At 29.7% G+C, this 16,056-nt stretch carries 15 protein-coding genes; 12 read left to right on the top strand and 3 right to left on the bottom strand.

The features are described from left to right. The first annotated feature begins 416 nt into the window (after window positions 1-416). The 3 genes from spoIIAA to sigF are packed head-to-tail and all read left to right on the top strand — an operon-like array spanning window position 417 to window position 1,960. Window positions 417-752, top strand: coding sequence for an anti-sigma F factor antagonist (gene spoIIAA, locus B5S50_RS06405; protein WP_217303378.1), 336 nt, complete (start codon window positions 417-419; stop codon window positions 750-752). A gap of 14 nt (window positions 753-766) precedes the next feature. Then, entirely contained in the window at window positions 767-1,195 is a 429-nt protein-coding gene (gene spoIIAB / locus B5S50_RS06400) for an anti-sigma F factor (RefSeq protein ID WP_065077746.1), read from the top strand. 9 nt (window positions 1,196-1,204) lie between these two features. Then, complete coding sequence (sigF, locus tag B5S50_RS06395) at window positions 1,205-1,960, top strand: RNA polymerase sporulation sigma factor SigF (RefSeq protein ID WP_065077745.1); 756 nt, start codon at window positions 1,205-1,207, stop codon at window positions 1,958-1,960. 78 nt (window positions 1,961-2,038) lie between these two features. On the opposite strand, the gene B5S50_RS06390 is transcribed toward sigF, so the two are convergent. After that, a complete protein-coding gene (locus B5S50_RS06390) occupies window positions 2,039-4,390 on the bottom strand; it encodes a transglycosylase domain-containing protein (protein WP_217303377.1) in 2,352 nt (783 codons plus the stop codon). Between the two features lie 81 nt (window positions 4,391-4,471). Here B5S50_RS06390 and yunB point away from each other — a divergent pair, with 81 nt between their 5' ends. After that, window positions 4,472-5,185, top strand: coding sequence for a sporulation protein YunB (gene yunB, locus B5S50_RS06385; protein ID WP_254306721.1), 714 nt, complete (start codon window positions 4,472-4,474; stop codon window positions 5,183-5,185). Between the two features lie 51 nt (window positions 5,186-5,236). Here yunB and hpt read toward each other — a convergent pair whose 3' ends face one another. Continuing rightward, a complete protein-coding gene (gene hpt / locus B5S50_RS06380) occupies window positions 5,237-5,758 on the bottom strand; it encodes a hypoxanthine phosphoribosyltransferase (protein WP_065077743.1) in 522 nt (173 codons plus the stop codon). Between the two features lie 336 nt (window positions 5,759-6,094). On the opposite strand from hpt, the gene hflX reads away from it, so the two are divergent. The 5 genes from hflX (at window position 6,095) to B5S50_RS06355 (ending at window position 12,074) form a co-directional block, all read left to right on the top strand. Continuing rightward, window positions 6,095-7,882: a GTPase HflX gene (gene hflX / locus B5S50_RS06375; protein ID WP_217303376.1), complete on the top strand. Its 1,788-nt coding sequence runs from the start codon at window positions 6,095-6,097 to the stop codon at window positions 7,880-7,882. Window positions 7,883-8,037: 155 nt separating this feature from the next. Beyond that, window positions 8,038-8,934, top strand: coding sequence for a nucleotidyltransferase domain-containing protein (locus B5S50_RS06370; RefSeq protein ID WP_065077741.1), 897 nt, complete (start codon window positions 8,038-8,040; stop codon window positions 8,932-8,934). Between the two features lie 142 nt (window positions 8,935-9,076). Beyond that, window positions 9,077-10,498, top strand: a complete 1,422-nt coding sequence (locus tag B5S50_RS06365; protein ID WP_065077740.1) for a PLP-dependent aminotransferase family protein — start codon at window positions 9,077-9,079, stop codon at window positions 10,496-10,498. 54 nt (window positions 10,499-10,552) lie between these two features. Continuing rightward, window positions 10,553-11,209 carry a YigZ family protein gene (locus tag B5S50_RS06360; RefSeq protein WP_217303375.1) on the top strand — a complete coding sequence of 219 codons (657 nt, stop codon included), beginning with the start codon at window positions 10,553-10,555 and terminating at the stop codon, window positions 11,207-11,209. A 124-nt stretch (window positions 11,210-11,333) separates the two neighbouring features. Beyond that, window positions 11,334-12,074 carry a YebC/PmpR family DNA-binding transcriptional regulator gene (locus B5S50_RS06355; protein WP_065077738.1) on the top strand — a complete coding sequence of 247 codons (741 nt, stop codon included), beginning with the start codon at window positions 11,334-11,336 and terminating at the stop codon, window positions 12,072-12,074. 500 nt (window positions 12,075-12,574) lie between these two features. Here the strand turns inward: B5S50_RS06355 and mltG are convergent, their stop codons facing one another. Further along, window positions 12,575-13,369, bottom strand: a complete 795-nt coding sequence (gene mltG / locus B5S50_RS06350) for an endolytic transglycosylase MltG (protein WP_242872141.1) — start codon at window positions 13,367-13,369, stop codon at window positions 12,575-12,577. A gap of 316 nt (window positions 13,370-13,685) precedes the next feature. Here mltG and B5S50_RS06345 point away from each other — a divergent pair, with 316 nt between their 5' ends. The 3 genes from B5S50_RS06345 (at window position 13,686) to ruvA (ending at window position 16,046) form a co-directional block, all read left to right on the top strand. Further along, entirely contained in the window at window positions 13,686-14,510 is an 825-nt protein-coding gene (locus B5S50_RS06345) for a ComEC/Rec2 family competence protein (protein ID WP_065078659.1), read from the top strand. A gap of 60 nt (window positions 14,511-14,570) precedes the next feature. Next, window positions 14,571-15,173 carry a hypothetical protein gene (locus B5S50_RS06340; RefSeq protein WP_217303374.1) on the top strand — a complete coding sequence of 201 codons (603 nt, stop codon included), beginning with the start codon at window positions 14,571-14,573 and terminating at the stop codon, window positions 15,171-15,173. 276 nt (window positions 15,174-15,449) lie between these two features. Continuing rightward, window positions 15,450-16,046 carry a Holliday junction branch migration protein RuvA gene (ruvA, locus tag B5S50_RS06335; protein WP_065078661.1) on the top strand — a complete coding sequence of 199 codons (597 nt, stop codon included), beginning with the start codon at window positions 15,450-15,452 and terminating at the stop codon, window positions 16,044-16,046. Window positions 16,047-16,056 lie beyond the last annotated feature (10 nt).

Raw genomic sequence — 16,056 nt, 5'->3', positions numbered from 1 at the left:
TTTTTAAATTTTACTAAAAAAATTATCAATATGTGTTTAAAAATATAATAGGTGGTAAAAATAAATAATAAAATTATTAATAAAAAAAGAAGGAAAATTATTCCAAACGGAGAATAGTATTAAAGTACAGGTTTTGACTTTATGGAGGGTTACTAATTAAAAATTACAACTATATTTACATATTTTTGGTTTATTGTAACTCTAGATTAAAAATGAAAGAAGGGGGGTAAAAGTGTCTGGCTCGGACTATGCATTATTATGCATATGACTAAAATTCTTAGTATGAATTTCAGTCATATAACAATATGCCTTTATTGTTATATGGTAAATTAAAGTTAAAATTGAGATTTTAACGCTGAGGCTATATATGGCAGGTATCTTATTTAGTATAGCTTTAGTAGAGCTTTAGATAATATATGAATTTGGAATTTAATGTAAAGGACAATAAACTTATAGTTTATATGAGAGGAGAACTAGATCATCATAGTGCAGAAGAAGTGAGAAATAAAATAGATGATAGATTGGATAGAGAGGGTTTAAACAAGCTGATAATGGATTTCTCAGGAGTAAGTTTTATGGATAGCTCTGGAATAGGGGTGGTAATAGGAAGATATAAAAAACTAAATTCTGCAGATGGTAGCGTATGTATTGTAGGTGCAATCAATTCAGTAAAAAGAGTATTTGAAATCTCAGGTATGTTTAAAATTATAGGACTTTATGACAGCGTTGCGGAAGCAGTTCAGAATATTTAATGGGGGGATAAATTATGTACGATAACAGTATGAAAATAGAGTTTATTAGTAAATCACAAAATGAAAGCTTTGCCAGGGTCTCAGTAGCAGCTTTTGTATCACAACTTGATCCTACAGTGGAGGAATTGGCAGATGTAAAAACTGCAGTTTCAGAGGCAGTTACAAACTCTATTATTCATGGTTATGAAAATAAAGAAGGTGTAGTTAAAATTCAAGCCTTTATTAAAGAAAAAGAACTTATATTGATAGTAGAGGACCAAGGTGTAGGTATAGAAAATATAGAACTCGCTAGACAACCCCTTTATACTTCAAGACCTGATCTTGAGAGATCAGGCATGGGATTTACTGTAATGGAAACCTTTATGGATTCCCTTAAAGTAGAATCTGAAAAAAACAAAGGGACAAGATTAACTATGAAAAAAGTTTTTAATTCATTAAGTTAGGTGAATAATATGAGTGAGGAAACAGCAAAAAAATTAAAATATAGTTATAATGATAATTTGGAATTGATTAAATATGCAAAAAAGGGAGATAAGGATGCCCTAAATAAATTGGTAGAATTGAATTTACCATTGGTGGCGGCTATAAGTAAAAAATTTTTAAACAGGGGATACGAGTATGAAGATATATTTCAAATAGGTTGCATGGGACTTATGAAAGCAGTAAATAATTTCAATGAAGAATACAATGTAAAATTTTCTACATATGCTGTACCAATGATATTAGGGGAGATAAAGCGCTTCTTAAGGGATGACGGAATGATAAAAGTAAGTCGAAGTGTAAAAAATACTGCAAAAAAACTCCACTATGACAGAGAAGCACTTACTAAAAAATTAAATAGAGAACCTACAATACAAGAATTAGCAGAGTATTCTGGAGTAGAAGTAGAAGAACTGATTTTTGCCACAGAGTCTGCTAGCAGTTTGCAGTATCTGTATGATACTATACATCAAGATGATGGTTCACCAGTGCTTTTGATAGATAAGATAAGTGAAAATCCAAAGGAAGATGTAGAGATGGTGGATAAAATTGCACTTAAGGAAGCTTTGAATAATTTAGATGTGAAGTCGAGACAAATTATAATGCTGAGATATTTTAAAGATAAAACTCAGGTACAGGTAGCAAAGATGTTAGGTATAAATCAAGTACAGGTTTCTAGAATTGAAAAAAAAGTGTTAAAAACTATGAGAGAAATTTTAACAGGTTAACATCAGATAAAAGGGGATGTTCAAAGCAATTTAAAAAATTGCCTTGCAACATCCCCTTTAAATTAAATTAATATAAAGTTAATTTCCTGTACTAGGAACTTTAGTAGGTAAATTGTTAACATCCTTTGAGTTTTCATCGTTGGTAGTGTCTTTTTTATCTTTAGTGTTTGTATCAGTATTTGCATCATTGTTTGTATTAGTATTATTAGGATTATCATTTATATTACTATCAGAATTCCAGTTATTTTTATTAGTAGCGCTATTTTTTTTACTTTTGCTCCCAGGTAAGTTATCAAGTGCATTCCATGAATGAGATACATTACAATAATCTGAGGGAACTGTTCCATCTATAAAATATTCAGTATAAACTTTATTACCTGTAGGATCTGTATGACAATCTGAAACAGGAAGTTTTCCTGATTTGGAACATATAGAAGAAGTTACAACTCCATCTGGAATTTCAATATCTTTTGCCTCTAAACCTTGATGGAAAGGAGACATTATGTTAGCCCAAAGCTGGGCTGCAGAGTTACTGCTTAAGGAGCCATCTAATACAGAATCATCATCATTACCAATCCACACTGCAGCGGAATAATAAGGAGTTAGTCCTACAAACCACAGATCTTTTCTATCTTCAGAAGTACCTGTTTTACCACTTACAGGCATGCCTCCTAAGTTAGCATTGCTACCAGTTCCTTCTGCACTTACAGGGCCTTTTAACATCTGATATAGCACATATGCACTTTGTGGAGAAAGTGCTTTTTTAGTTTGGGTTTTATTATCAAGTAAAACTGTACCATTTCTATTTACTACTGTAGTATAAAGTTTTGGAGTAGTGTATTTTCCAGAATTTCCAAAAGTTCCATAAGCAGCAGACATCAAAAGTGTATTTGTACCGTGATGGAGCTCTCCAAGAGAAAGTGCTGCTATACTGGATCTATCATGCTCGTCTAAAGTTATACCAAATTTTTCTGCATAATCAGCTCCGGTTTTTAAACCCATTCTATCTTCTACTTTGACTGCTACTGTATTTAAGGATTTAGTTAAGGCAGTTCTTAAAGTTACAGTTCCGAAATCAGTAGATTCATCATTTTTAGGGTCATAAGGTTCTCCATTAGAAGCATATTTGTTTGCAAGTTCAGGTGATAATGGAGAAGAATCTACTGTAGAAGCTGCAGTAAATTGCTTTGAATCTACAGCAGGGCTGTATACAGTTAAAGGCTTTATGCTGGAACCTGAAGGCCTTAAATATTTTTCAGATGCAGCTCTGTTAAAAGATCTGGCAGGCTGGCTTCCCCTTCCACCAATTAACGCTTTTACCTCACCTGTATGATAATTCATGACTACAGCAGAAGCCTGAGGTTGAATTATTCCATTTTTATCTGCAGATGAAGAATTAAAAATACTGTCGTTATTTAAGGTATTTTCAGTTTTTTCCTGCAAGTCTTTATTCATAGTAGTATGTATTTTTAAACCACCATACATAAGTAAATTCTCAATCTGCTCATCTGTATATTTGTATTTAGATTTTAGATCTTTTTTTACTGCATTTATAACAGGTACAGTAAACCATTCATTGTTATATCCATTATTTACAGTAGGTTGAGACATTATATCCAGTTTACCATTTGCAATGTCATTTACAGCAGTTGTGTACTGATCCTTTGATATATATCCATTCTCATACATTTTTTTTACTACAGTAGTAGTTCTATTTAAATATATAGATGGATTTTTTTTAGCTGTAGGAGAATAAGGATAATATACAGAAGGACTTTGAGGCATACCTGCAATAAAAGCACACTCAATTAAGTTTAAATCTTTTGCTGATTTGCCAAAGTACTGTTTGGCAGCGGCTTCAACACCTAATGCTCTTCCTCCTAAATAAATTGTGTTCATGTAAGCCTCAAGTATTTGAGTTTTACTCAATTTCTTTTCAAGTTTTAAGGAAAGATATATTTCTTGCATTTTTCTCTTATAAGATATTTGAGAAGATAAATATATATTTCTAACCAATTGTTGGGTTATGGTAGATGCACCTTGAATTCCAGTATTTCCACTAAATTTGCTTTTAATATCTATAAATACTACACCTATGAGTCTTTTTAAGTCTATGCCTTTATGTTTATAAAATCGTTCATCTTCTATACTTACGAAAGCATTTTTTAAATTTTGGGGCATACTGCTAAAAGGTATTACCGTCCTTTGCTGTGGGGTAACTAGTACGTCCATTGAATTATTTTTATCATCATATAGAACGGAAGGTTCGTTTAAATTCGATATTTGGCTTATGTCTAGTGGAGGAGAATTTTTTATAACAGCTGCAGTTAAACCCAATGCTGCAGCAAATACCAATGCTAATAATCCACATAAAATTGCAGCTCCATGTTTAAAAACCTTTTTTCGAGCCTTTTTACGCTTTTTGACCATAAATTTCCTCCTTATTTTGAAGTGTACATTTTTTAAATTATTATAACATAAATTAAATCTTTAGGTAAATACACGAGGTTATTGTCATATATATATTATGTATCAAATCATAAGGATGTGGAAGAGATAAAAAAATTTAAAGTTCCCATTAAGAAAATGAAAATTGTATTAATAATATCTGTTATAACTTTATCCACAGTAATGTGTCTTTATTTTGTAAATTCAAGGATAACCCCTGCTATAATTACAGCTTCAAATGTAGAAATCAGAGCTGTAGTTACACAAACTATAAATTCAGTTATAATGCAGGAGTATTCAAAACAATTTACTTATAAAGACATTATACAGGTGGAAAAAGATAAGGAAGATAATATAGTTATGGTTAGAGCAGATACACTAAAAATGAATAAAATAGCTTGTGATGTGGCATTGGAATCCCAAAACAAGCTAAGAAATGTAGGAAAAGTTGGCTTGAAGATTCCCATGGGATATATAATGAAAAACAATTTGCTAGCGTTTTTTGGACCTAGCATTACAATTAGGATGCAGCCTATAGGTTACATAGAGACTAAATATTTGTCAAGCTTTGAAAGTGCAGGTATAAATCAATCTAGACATAAAATAAGTGTACAGGTAAAGACAAACATGAGGGTGATGATTCCCTTTGGAAGTGAAGATATACAGGTAAAAAATGAAGTACCTATATCAGAAACAATTATAGTGGGAAAAGTACCAGAAACGGCCATAGATTTAGGCCTTGATAAAACTGGAGTTAAGTTAAAATCCGGTAATTAAAAAATGGCAAAGCTCAATGTTAAAAAGAGCTTTGCCATTTTTTAAACAAAATTATTCCCAGTTAAATATGTAAGGTACATTCCGATAATAATCTCCATAATTTAATCCATAACCTGCAACAAATACATCGGGAATTTCGAAACAACAAAAATCTGGGGTCAATGAAATTTTTCTTCTATCAGGCTTGTCTAGAAGAACGCAGCATTTTACACTGGAAGCACCTAGAGATTTTACATGGTCTATAGCAAAGTCCATAGTAATACCTGTGTCTGTTATGTCATCTACAATTAAAACATCATACCCTTTCATGTCGTCTAATATATCATTTACAATTTTTATTTTACCAGATGATGTTTCAGAATTTCCATAACTTGAAGTTGTCATAAATCCTATTTTTACGGGAAGTTTTATTTGTCTTACTAAATCTGCTGTAAATATGAAACTTCCTCTTAAAAGTGATAATACATATAAATTTTTATCTTTATATTTAGTGGTTATTATTTTACCTACTTCTTCTATTCTCTTTCCAATTCGCTCTTGAGTTATCAATATATTTTTTGATTTATTTTCCATAATATTCCTCCATGGTGTATATTAAATTAATGATTGCCATAATATAAAATTATATTATCAATATTAGCAAGATTTCTGTAAATTTTCAATGACTTGGAGTAATGTGTTTACAATGTTTTTTATTTAGTATAGAATTATACGATAGCTATAAACTCAATTTTTGTGTATACGAAATTTTGATTCAATATAAAAATAATATGAAGTAATCAATTTGTAATGCACGATGTACAATTCATAATACATAATTAAGAACGATTTTCTGTTGTCACAGAAAATCTACTGAAATTGTGCATTGCAAACTGTGAATTGTGAATTGATAGATATGGAGATGATATTTTGATATATGGAAATACAGAAGGAATAAAAAATTCGATATTAGATGAATTGGAAAAGATTTATGATATAAGAGTTTCAAAAGAAAGCATATGCAGCAGGGAGATTGTAGAAATGCTTTCTAGAATTACTACTTATTTAAATAGAGAATTAAGCCTAGCAATTGATAAAAGAGGAACAATTGTAAGCATATCTGTTGGAGATAGTAGTACTGTAAGTATTACTGAAATTGAGGGAAACCAAAATAAACTCTGTGGTATTAGGATAGTACATACCCATCCTAATGGAGATTCGAGACTTTCCGAAATTGATATTTCAGCCTTAGTAAAATTAAGATTGGATTGCATAGCAGCTATAGGGGTTGACGAGGATGGCATTACAGGTATTACCATAGGATTTTGTAAGGTAAAAGATGGAGAAGTTATAAGTGAAATTTCAGAAAAGCTTACTTTAGAGGACGCAGTTAACTTTAATATAGTACAAAAAGTAAATGAAATAGAAAAGTCGATGAATGATGAATATGTACTGCAACAAGAAGGAGAGAGAGCATTACTTGTAGGCACAGATACTGAAGATAGCTTGGATGAATTAAAAGAATTGGCAAAAGCTTGTAATGTTAACGTATTAGAAAAAATACTTCAAAAAAGAGATACTATAGATACTGCTTTTTACGTAGGAAAGGGAAAAGTAAGTGAGATAGCATTAATTGCACAGCTCAGTGGTGCAAATATAGTAATTTTTGATGATGAATTATCTGGCTCTCAAGTTAGAAACTTAGAAGAAAACCTAGGAATAAAAGTAATAGATAGAACTACTCTCATACTTCATATATTTGCTTCAAGGGCAAGGAGTAAGGAATCTAAGTTACAGGTGGAACTTGCACAGCTAAAATACAGGTTAGCTAGGCTTTCAGGACTCGGTATAGTTCTTTCAAGGACTGGAGGAGGAATAGGTACTAGAGGACCTGGTGAAAAGAAGTTAGAAACTGATAGAAGGCATATAAGAGAAAAGATATATGAAATTAGTAAAGAACTGAAAAAAATAAAGCAGGTTAGAAAAACTCAAAGAAAGAAGAGAGATGAGATAAACAAGGTATCACTGGTGGGGTATACTAATTCAGGTAAATCTACTTTAAGAAATAAATTGTGTGAAGTAGCTGTCACTAGAGAAAATGTAAATAAGGAAAAGGTATTTGAAGCAGATATGTTATTTGCTACTTTGGACACTACTACTAGGGCTGTGGAATTGGAAGATGGCAGAACAATTGCAGTGACAGATACCGTAGGTTTTATAAAAAAACTTCCTCATGATTTGGTAGAAGCATTTAAATCTACTTTAGAAGAAGTACAATATGCTGATTTATTATTACATGTAGTAGATGCATCATCCGATTATGCAGAAGAACAGATAGATGCAGTAAATGAAGTACTGAGCGAACTAGAAGTAAATGATAAACCTGTACTTATCGTGCTAAACAAAATTGACAAATTGGAAGATACTAAATTGAGCAGTATAAAAGATAAATATAAAAATTCAAATGCAATATTTATATCAGCTAAATATGGTATGAATTTAAATGAGCTTTTGAAAAAGATATTGGAAATGCTTCCTAACAGCATAAAAAAAGCAGAATATTTAATTCCTTATACAGAACAGTCTGCAGTGTCATTTATTCACAAATATTGTAAGGTAAAGAACGAAGATTATAGGGAAGATGGTACCTATGTAAATGCACTTGTAGATGAAAAAACATACAATAAATTTAAGAAGTTTATAATTAACGAAAAATAATTGCACATTTAAAAAGAGAGTATTAGTATGAAAATATTAGATGCTCTTTTTTGGTAAAATAGCAAAAAAATAATTTTACCATTGTATTTTTATAAAAATATATTATATAATATATAGAAATTCAAGTTGATAAAGTTCAAAAGGGGGACACTAAATTGGAAAAAACTATATTACAATATCAAAAGGCTTTTAACAGTACCATTGATAGACTTAAAGCAAATGATTTTGTCCTTGCAGTTATGGTTTTTGGAAGTATGGTCACTGGCGATTTGTGGGATGAATCTGATATCGACTTACTTGTAGTGTTTGATAATAAAAGGGGCAGTATTAAAAACATATACACTGAGGAAAAGGGAATTCAAATTCATGTTAAACTTGTAAGCAAGAGTAACTTCCTGCAGATGCCTGAAAAAAATTTAAAGGGTGGATTTATATCTAGAATAATATCTTCATCCAGACTGGTATTTTCAAAGGATAAGGAAATAACTTCAAAATATGATACTGGAAGATATTATTCAGATTTAGATAGAGAAAGATGGAATATGTATTATATTGGAGAGTTATTTAAAAGTATGGGCATATGTAAAAAATATCTTCAAAATGACAATGTATATACTGCATATATTGCTGCAGTACGTTCTGTTGAAGAGTTTTCTAAATTATATGTAAATTCTTCAGGACATATGATAAGTAAAGATTCTATGACTATTTCTATGAATTTAAATGACAACTTTAAAAAATGTGTAGACAAATTATTTTTTAAAAATGAAAATATAGTTGATTCTATAAATAGCACTATAGACTATTTAACAGAAAATGTAAATAGAGATATAAGAAATACGACTAAGTTATTATTAAATTATATGAGAGAAAAGGATTGTTTTTTAAGTTCAGAAGATATAAAAAATGATGAGTTATTTTATCATTACAACATAAATATGGAAGAAATATTAAATAAGTTATGGGAAAGGAATATACTAAAAAAAGAAACGAGAAACTATAAGTTAAAGGATGGAACTGTATTATTTAAGGAAAATGTATATTTTATTTAATTGGATAAATTAAATTTGTATTAACATAATGCAGTTATTGTTATAAAATAGAATTTAGCACTAGGAATGTTTTGTGATAATTGACAGTTGACAATTAACAATTGACAACTGTCAATTATCTATTGTAAATTATAGCAGGGAAGTGAATTTTATTTCTAATAAATATTTTGTGAATCTAAATAGAGAAGAAACTGTTAAATATCTATTAATAGAAAAACATATAAAAAAGTTGATAGATACAAATAAAATTGAAGACGGGGAGAAACTACCTTCTATAAGAGAAATGGCAGAATTTTTAAATGTAAATAAAATCACTGTGGTAAATGCCTATAAAAGACTTCAAGCTGAAGGCTATGCTGCTCAAAAAATTGGCAGTGGAACTTATGCTAAAAAGAGGGATATAAATAAGAACTTTAGTAGAGAATACTCAAAGGTTCTGAAAAAGATATCTAGCAATGAAGTAGAAAATTATATAGATTTTACCGGAGAAACTCCAAGTGGTGAATTTTTTCAAATAAGTTTCTTTAAAGGTGTTTTAAATGAGGTTCTGGATAGGGATGGCTCATCGGCTTTGATATGTCAAGAATCCCTCGGATATGATGGACTCAGAAATAGTATAAGTGATGTGTTCTGGAATGGAAATATAGATAAGGATGATATACTTATAGTTTCAGGAGCGCAGCAAGGTATAGATGTAGTTTCAAAGGCTATTTTAAATACAAATGATACTGTAATAGTCGAAAAACCAACATACAGTGGGGCACTATCTGTATTTAAATGGAGGAGAACTGAAATAATCGAAACTCCTATTGAAAAAGATGGAATTAATATAGACAACCTTGAAAAAATACTTAAAAAAAACAAAGTGAAATGTTTTTATACAATGAGTTATTTTCAAAATCCTACTGGGATAAGCTATAGCAATGAAAAGAAAAGGCAAATACTCAGATTAGCCGATATATATGATTTTTATATAATAGAAGATGATTATCTCTCAGAGTTAATTTATGATGATAACATAAAATATAATAGTTTTAAAAGCTTAGATAGTAGTGACAGGGTTGTTTATATAAAAAGCTTTTCAAAAATATTTTTGCCAGGAATACGAATTGGATATTTGATACCTCCTAAGAAATTTAAAGAAAGTATTCAAAATTCAAAAATAAATACAGATATATCTACATCCAGTCTTATGCAAAGGGCTCTGGATTTATATATAAGAAAAGGTTTGTGGCGAAATTATATAAATGATTTAAATGTAGTCTATAAAAAAAGATATGTATATATGAAAAAATGTATAGATAAATATTTAAAAAATCAGGTAGAGTTTGTAGAACCAGGTGGAGGACTGCATTTTTATTTAAAAATAAACCAGAACATAGTTATAGATTCTATAGAGCTTTTTAGAAAATCAAAAAATAGAAGAGTTCTAATTACACCAGGTACATTGTTTTATAAAGTACCTTCAGAAGGTAAAAAGTACTTTAAAATTGGTTTTTCACATGTGGATGAAAAGAATATAGAAAGTGGAATTCAAATATTAAGTGAACTTATAATTATGTAATTTGTAGTATATATTAAAATAGTTTAGAGGGATATTTTGAAAGGTGGGTTATCTGTGAGTTACTTTACAGTAAAGGATGAAGCTAGTTGTCAATTTGAGGAGAAAAAGTCTATATTTATAGGAAGTATAAAAAGAGTTTATACTGAAAACGAGGCTAAAAAATTTATAAGTAAAGTAAAGGAAAAAAATATTAAAGCAACACATAATGTATATGCTTATGTAATTGGAGAAAAAATGAATATACAAAGATACAGTGATGATGGAGAACCTCAGGGAACTGCAGGAATACCAGTACTAGATGTCATAAGGAAAAAGGGAATAACAGATGTGGTAATAGTAGTTACTAGATATTTTGGAGGAACCCTTCTAGGTAAAGGAGGATTAGTAAAGGCTTACACAAAGTCTGCTGCTCTCTCAATTGATGAATCTGGAATAGTGGAGAAAGTAAAAGGATGTCAGTTGGATATATTTATAGAGTATGATACTTTGGGAAAATTACAATACATGTTTGAACAAAAGTCGATTCACATAGAAAATATAGAATATACGGAGAAGATTTGTGTGTCGATAAACTACATTTCGGAAGATGTAGATAAATTAATAAATGAGATTATAGAACTGACAAATGGAAAATGTGAAGTGATAGTTGGAGATGAGGAGTTTTATTTTAAGATGGATTCAAGGCTTATTAAAGAACAAATAGCGAAGTAACATTGGACTCCTAAATGGCTAATTGCAAGTAGGGTACATTTGTGTTTAACAGCTTTTATATGATATAATACAATTTGCATAATTAATATAAATAATTATAACCGTAAGTTAGGGGGAAATTTGTATGTCAGGACATTCAAAATGGCATAATATACAAGCAAAAAAAGGTAAAGCAGATGCAAAAAGAGGTAAGATATTTACTAAAATAGGTAAGGAACTGGCAATTGCTGCTAAAGAAGGCGGATCAAATCCGGATTCCAATTCAAAATTAAGAGATGTTATAGCAAAAGCTAAGGCAAATAATATGCCTCAGGATACAGTACAGAGAGCAATTAAAAAGGGTTCAGGAGAGCTTACAGGAGTAAACTACGAGGAAATATCCTATGAAGGTTATGGACCAAGTGGAGTTGCTATGATAGTAAAAGCTTTAACTGATAATAAAAATAGAAGTGCTAGCAATGTAAGGGCAGCATTTTCAAGACATGGTGGTAATTTAGGTGCTAACGGCTGTGTAGGATGGATGTTCCAGGCTAAAGGCCAGATAGTAATAGAGAGAAAAGAAGACATGGATGAAGACGAAATAATGATGCAGGTATTGGATGCAGGTGCTGAAGATTTTACTGCTGAAGAAGAAGTCTTTGAGGTAATTACTGCTGTAGAAGACTTTGGTACAGTAAGGGAAAAATTAGAGGAACAGGGTTTTGAATTCCTGTCTGCAGATATTACAATGATACCAGATAATACTGTAGCCGTTGATATGGAAACTGCAGGAAAGGTTCAAAGACTTGTAGATAAACTTGAAGAAGACGATGACGTTCAGGACGTGTACCACAACGCTGAATTCCCGGAGGAATTTGAGGAATAAAGGATTTTAAGGCATTTAAGTGTGCTTAAAATTCCGTATATATTCCATCACTACATATGAACGTTCAAGTTTTAATACTTATTTGATTAAGGATACCATTTCTCGTGTGATATATATGAAATTTACATGAGGAGTGGTTTTTTGTTATTAACTTAGCTTTCGCAGTTTAAGAATAATGCGAAGCAATATTTTTAATTAATAGTTAAGAATGAAGAATTAATAGTTAATGTAGATTTTTTTCCGTTATACTACAAAAAATCTTTGATTAAGCTTTTCATCACTCGTTTCGCTAAAGCGAAACATTGCTTATTTATATAAGTTTAAAGATTTTTTGCGATAGCTAAAAATCATCTTTCACTATTAATTCTTCATTATTAATTCTTAACTTGACAAGCTTTACTTCGCATTGTTTTTATTAAGTCAAAATTTTATATGTGTGAAAATTTGAGTAAATTAATAATTAAACATTGAATATAAACGTTATTCAAGAAAAAACTTTTTTACTTTCCATATAAAGACACATTCTTAATATGCTGGGCATAGGTTTCTGCAAATACATGTGTATTGGTCTTAGTGTCCAATACATAATAAAGATAATTAGTTCTTTCAGGATGAATTGCAGCATTTATGGACTTTGTCCCTGGATTACATATTGGAGATGGCGGCAATCCTTTATTTAAGTAGGTGTTATAAGGAGATTTTACAGTTAAATCCCTATTATATACCTTATCTTTATGTCCTATTACGTAGAGAATAGTTGCATCTATTTGTAATGGCATATTTTTATTTAATCTATTGTAAATAACACTGGCTATCTTTGGCCTGTCCACATCTTTTCGGGCTTCTTTTTCTATTAGAGAGGCTGTTATTACAACATTTCTTATACTTAAATTATTTTTAGTTATATAACTTTTACTTGGTTCTATATTTGTTTCAAAAGTTTTAAGCATTTCATTTATGATTTCTTTACTTGATGTGTTTTTTTCAAAAGTATATGTAGCAGGATATAAAAAACCGTCCAGCCTATGTTTGTCCTGAGGAAGACCTTTTAAAAACCAGTAACTGTTATCTGACCAGTTTTCCACTTGATTTATAAAATCTTTTTCTGTAACTAATCCTGATTTTTCTAATGTCTTTCCTATTTGTTCATTTGTATATCCTTCAGGTATAACGACTTTTACTACAGCTCTGTTAACTCTATTATGCCTATTAATTAATTTATTCCTTACATAAAATGAACCGTATAATGCTAAAACAATAACAACGAATATAGATATGATTTTTTTAAGTTTCATAATTATAATGTCTATATCAACCATGAATTATTAGGTTAATAAGAACAACTTCACTCCTTTTTATTGTTTAAATATTTTTATTATTAGTATACCATATTTTACTTAGGCATATTTAAAAAAATAACTAGTCAGTATCTAGCATATTTTACTGGTTATTTTCTTTTATATACCTTAGATTATTTTTTGTGAAACTTTAGAATATAACTGATTTTTATACAAAAAATAAATACAATAATTAAGGCATTTTCAAAAAAATAACTAGTCAGTATGCTAGCCTATTTTTTCAAATGCCTAATATATGGAGGCTTGTATTAATTTGAAGAAAAAATTAATTGTTATGGTATTTATTATTATAATGTTTATGGGTAATAGTACTTTTGCTAAATATGGTATTTGTGAAGTACATTTTATAGATGTAGGCCAAGGTGATTGCACTTTAATAAAGTTAGCTAATAAAAATTATTTAATAGATTCAGGAGCTGCATACTATACTAACAGGGTTATAAAATATTTAAGTTCAAATAATGTAAATAAAATAGAAGGGATAATACTAACTCATTATCATGATGATCATTATGATGGTATATGTAATATAGCTAAATCGGTAAAGGTTCATAAAGTATATTTACCTGATCATGAAAACAATATTAAATATTCTATAGAAGATAAATTGATTAAAATGGGAGTATCTGTGGAATATATAAGAAGAGGTTGGAGTGTAAAACATTATGGTATGAATCTTAAAGTTGTTGGGCCTATCTTTAAAGATGACAGTGTAGAGAACAACAATTCAATTGTACTTCAAGGAAAAATAGGAAGTTTAAATTATTTATTTGCAGGAGATTGTGAGAAAAGAGAAGAGAATGACATGATAAGGACAAAACAACTTAAAAAATGTGATGTACTAAAGGTGCCGCACCATGGTCTTAATACCAGTACAATGAGAGAATTTTTAAATAAGTTACAACCTAAAGTAGCAATTGTAACTAGTGATGGAATAAATACACCAGATAAACGAGTTGAAAAAAGATTGATAAATAAAGGAATTACAGTATGGAGAAGTGATATACAGGGAAATATTGTGATTAAAAATGAAATATTATTCTGCGATAAGAATAATACTACTATAAAATTAAAATAATCCTAATATAGTGTATATAATTAAGATAAGTGTCCATAATATTCAAAAAGGAGGGATATTATGGATAATAGAAAAGTTCGTACAATAGTATTAGTTATATTTACTATTTTAATTTTAGGTTTAAGTTGCTACATATGTGTAGTTGGATTTCAAAATGTAAACATGGATAGAGAAATAAAACAAGTTAGACAAGGAAATAAAACTTATGACACTGTAAAGACAAATTCTAATATAAATACAACTGTTCCTGAAAAAGCTAAAATTATATTTAAAATAAAATATAATAAAAGTGGAGAACTTAAGACGGAAAAAGAAGAATTGGCTGGAAAATTAGCAGGTAAGACCAAAAATGAAGTTGAAAATATATACAAAACTGCTGGATATAAGGTTAATAAGTTCAGTGCAAAAGAAGTAGTACTTGTAAAAGAAGTGGATAAATATGAGCCTAATAAATATGTACTTGGAATAAAGAATGGTCTAATTGCTATATATAAGACAGATAATCAGGGGAATATGTTTATAGAAAATGAAAAGAGAGATGTAACTGATATAAAGACAAGCAAATTAAAAGAAGAAGATATAAGGCTTTTAACTAAGGGAGATAAGTACTTTGAGTGTAATACAAGAGACGAAGCAGAATCACGCCTTGAAGACTATGAATAATAGCCTTTGAGGCTTTTTTATTTATATTATTAAAAAATTTAAAAAAGATTAAAGTCCAAATAATGATGACTCCTTCGTACCTCAGGAAATCTATAATTTTAATACTTTCTGACGTTAGTGAAAAAAGTATCATTATCTGTTATTTGTTATTTAGCAAATTTTATATTGCCAATTGCAGTACTTGAACTAAAGTACTTAAAATGATAAAGTATTATATGTTACAATATAACGCTTTGTTTAATTTTAATAAGTCTCGATATTTTGGAGGAATTTTAGATGTATGAATATATAAAGGGAATATATAAAGGTGTAAATAAAGATTATATAGTAGTTGAGAATAATGGAATTGGCTATAAAATAAATACATCTGGCAGTACTATTGCAAAAACTCCAAAGGTAGGAGAAAACATAGTGTTGTATTTGCAGCAGATAGTGAGAGAAGATTTTATAGGGTTGTACGGCTTTTTAACTAAAGAAGAATTGAGTATGTTTAACCTTTTGCTTACTATAAATGGTATAGGGGCAAGAGCAGCACTTTCACTTTTATCAATAAGTGACGTAAATAATTTAAAATATGCTATAATATCTGAAGATGAAAAAAACTTGGTAAGGGCTCCTGGAATAGGTAAGAAAACCGCCCAAAGAATCATACTTGAACTTAAAGATAAGATAGATGTAGGTGAAATTACCAATGGAGAGGATAATATTGGCAATATAAATGCAACTCAAAATACTACTGAGGTTTTGGAGGCTCTTATAGCACTTGGATATTCGGAAAAGGAAGGAAATAAAGCCTTAGCTTCCATAGATAAAACAAAAGAAAGTTCTACTGAGGATATGATAAAGAAAGCTCTTAAATTTTTAATGAATTAGGTTAGGTGAT

The sequence above is a fragment of the Clostridium sp. 001 genome (assembly GCF_019056555.1).
In the GTDB taxonomy this organism is placed as follows: domain Bacteria; phylum Bacillota; class Clostridia; order Clostridiales; family Clostridiaceae; genus Clostridium_B; species Clostridium_B ragsdalei.
Note: the sequence above shows the minus strand (reverse complement) of the source record. Positions and strands in the feature narration are given on the sequence as shown.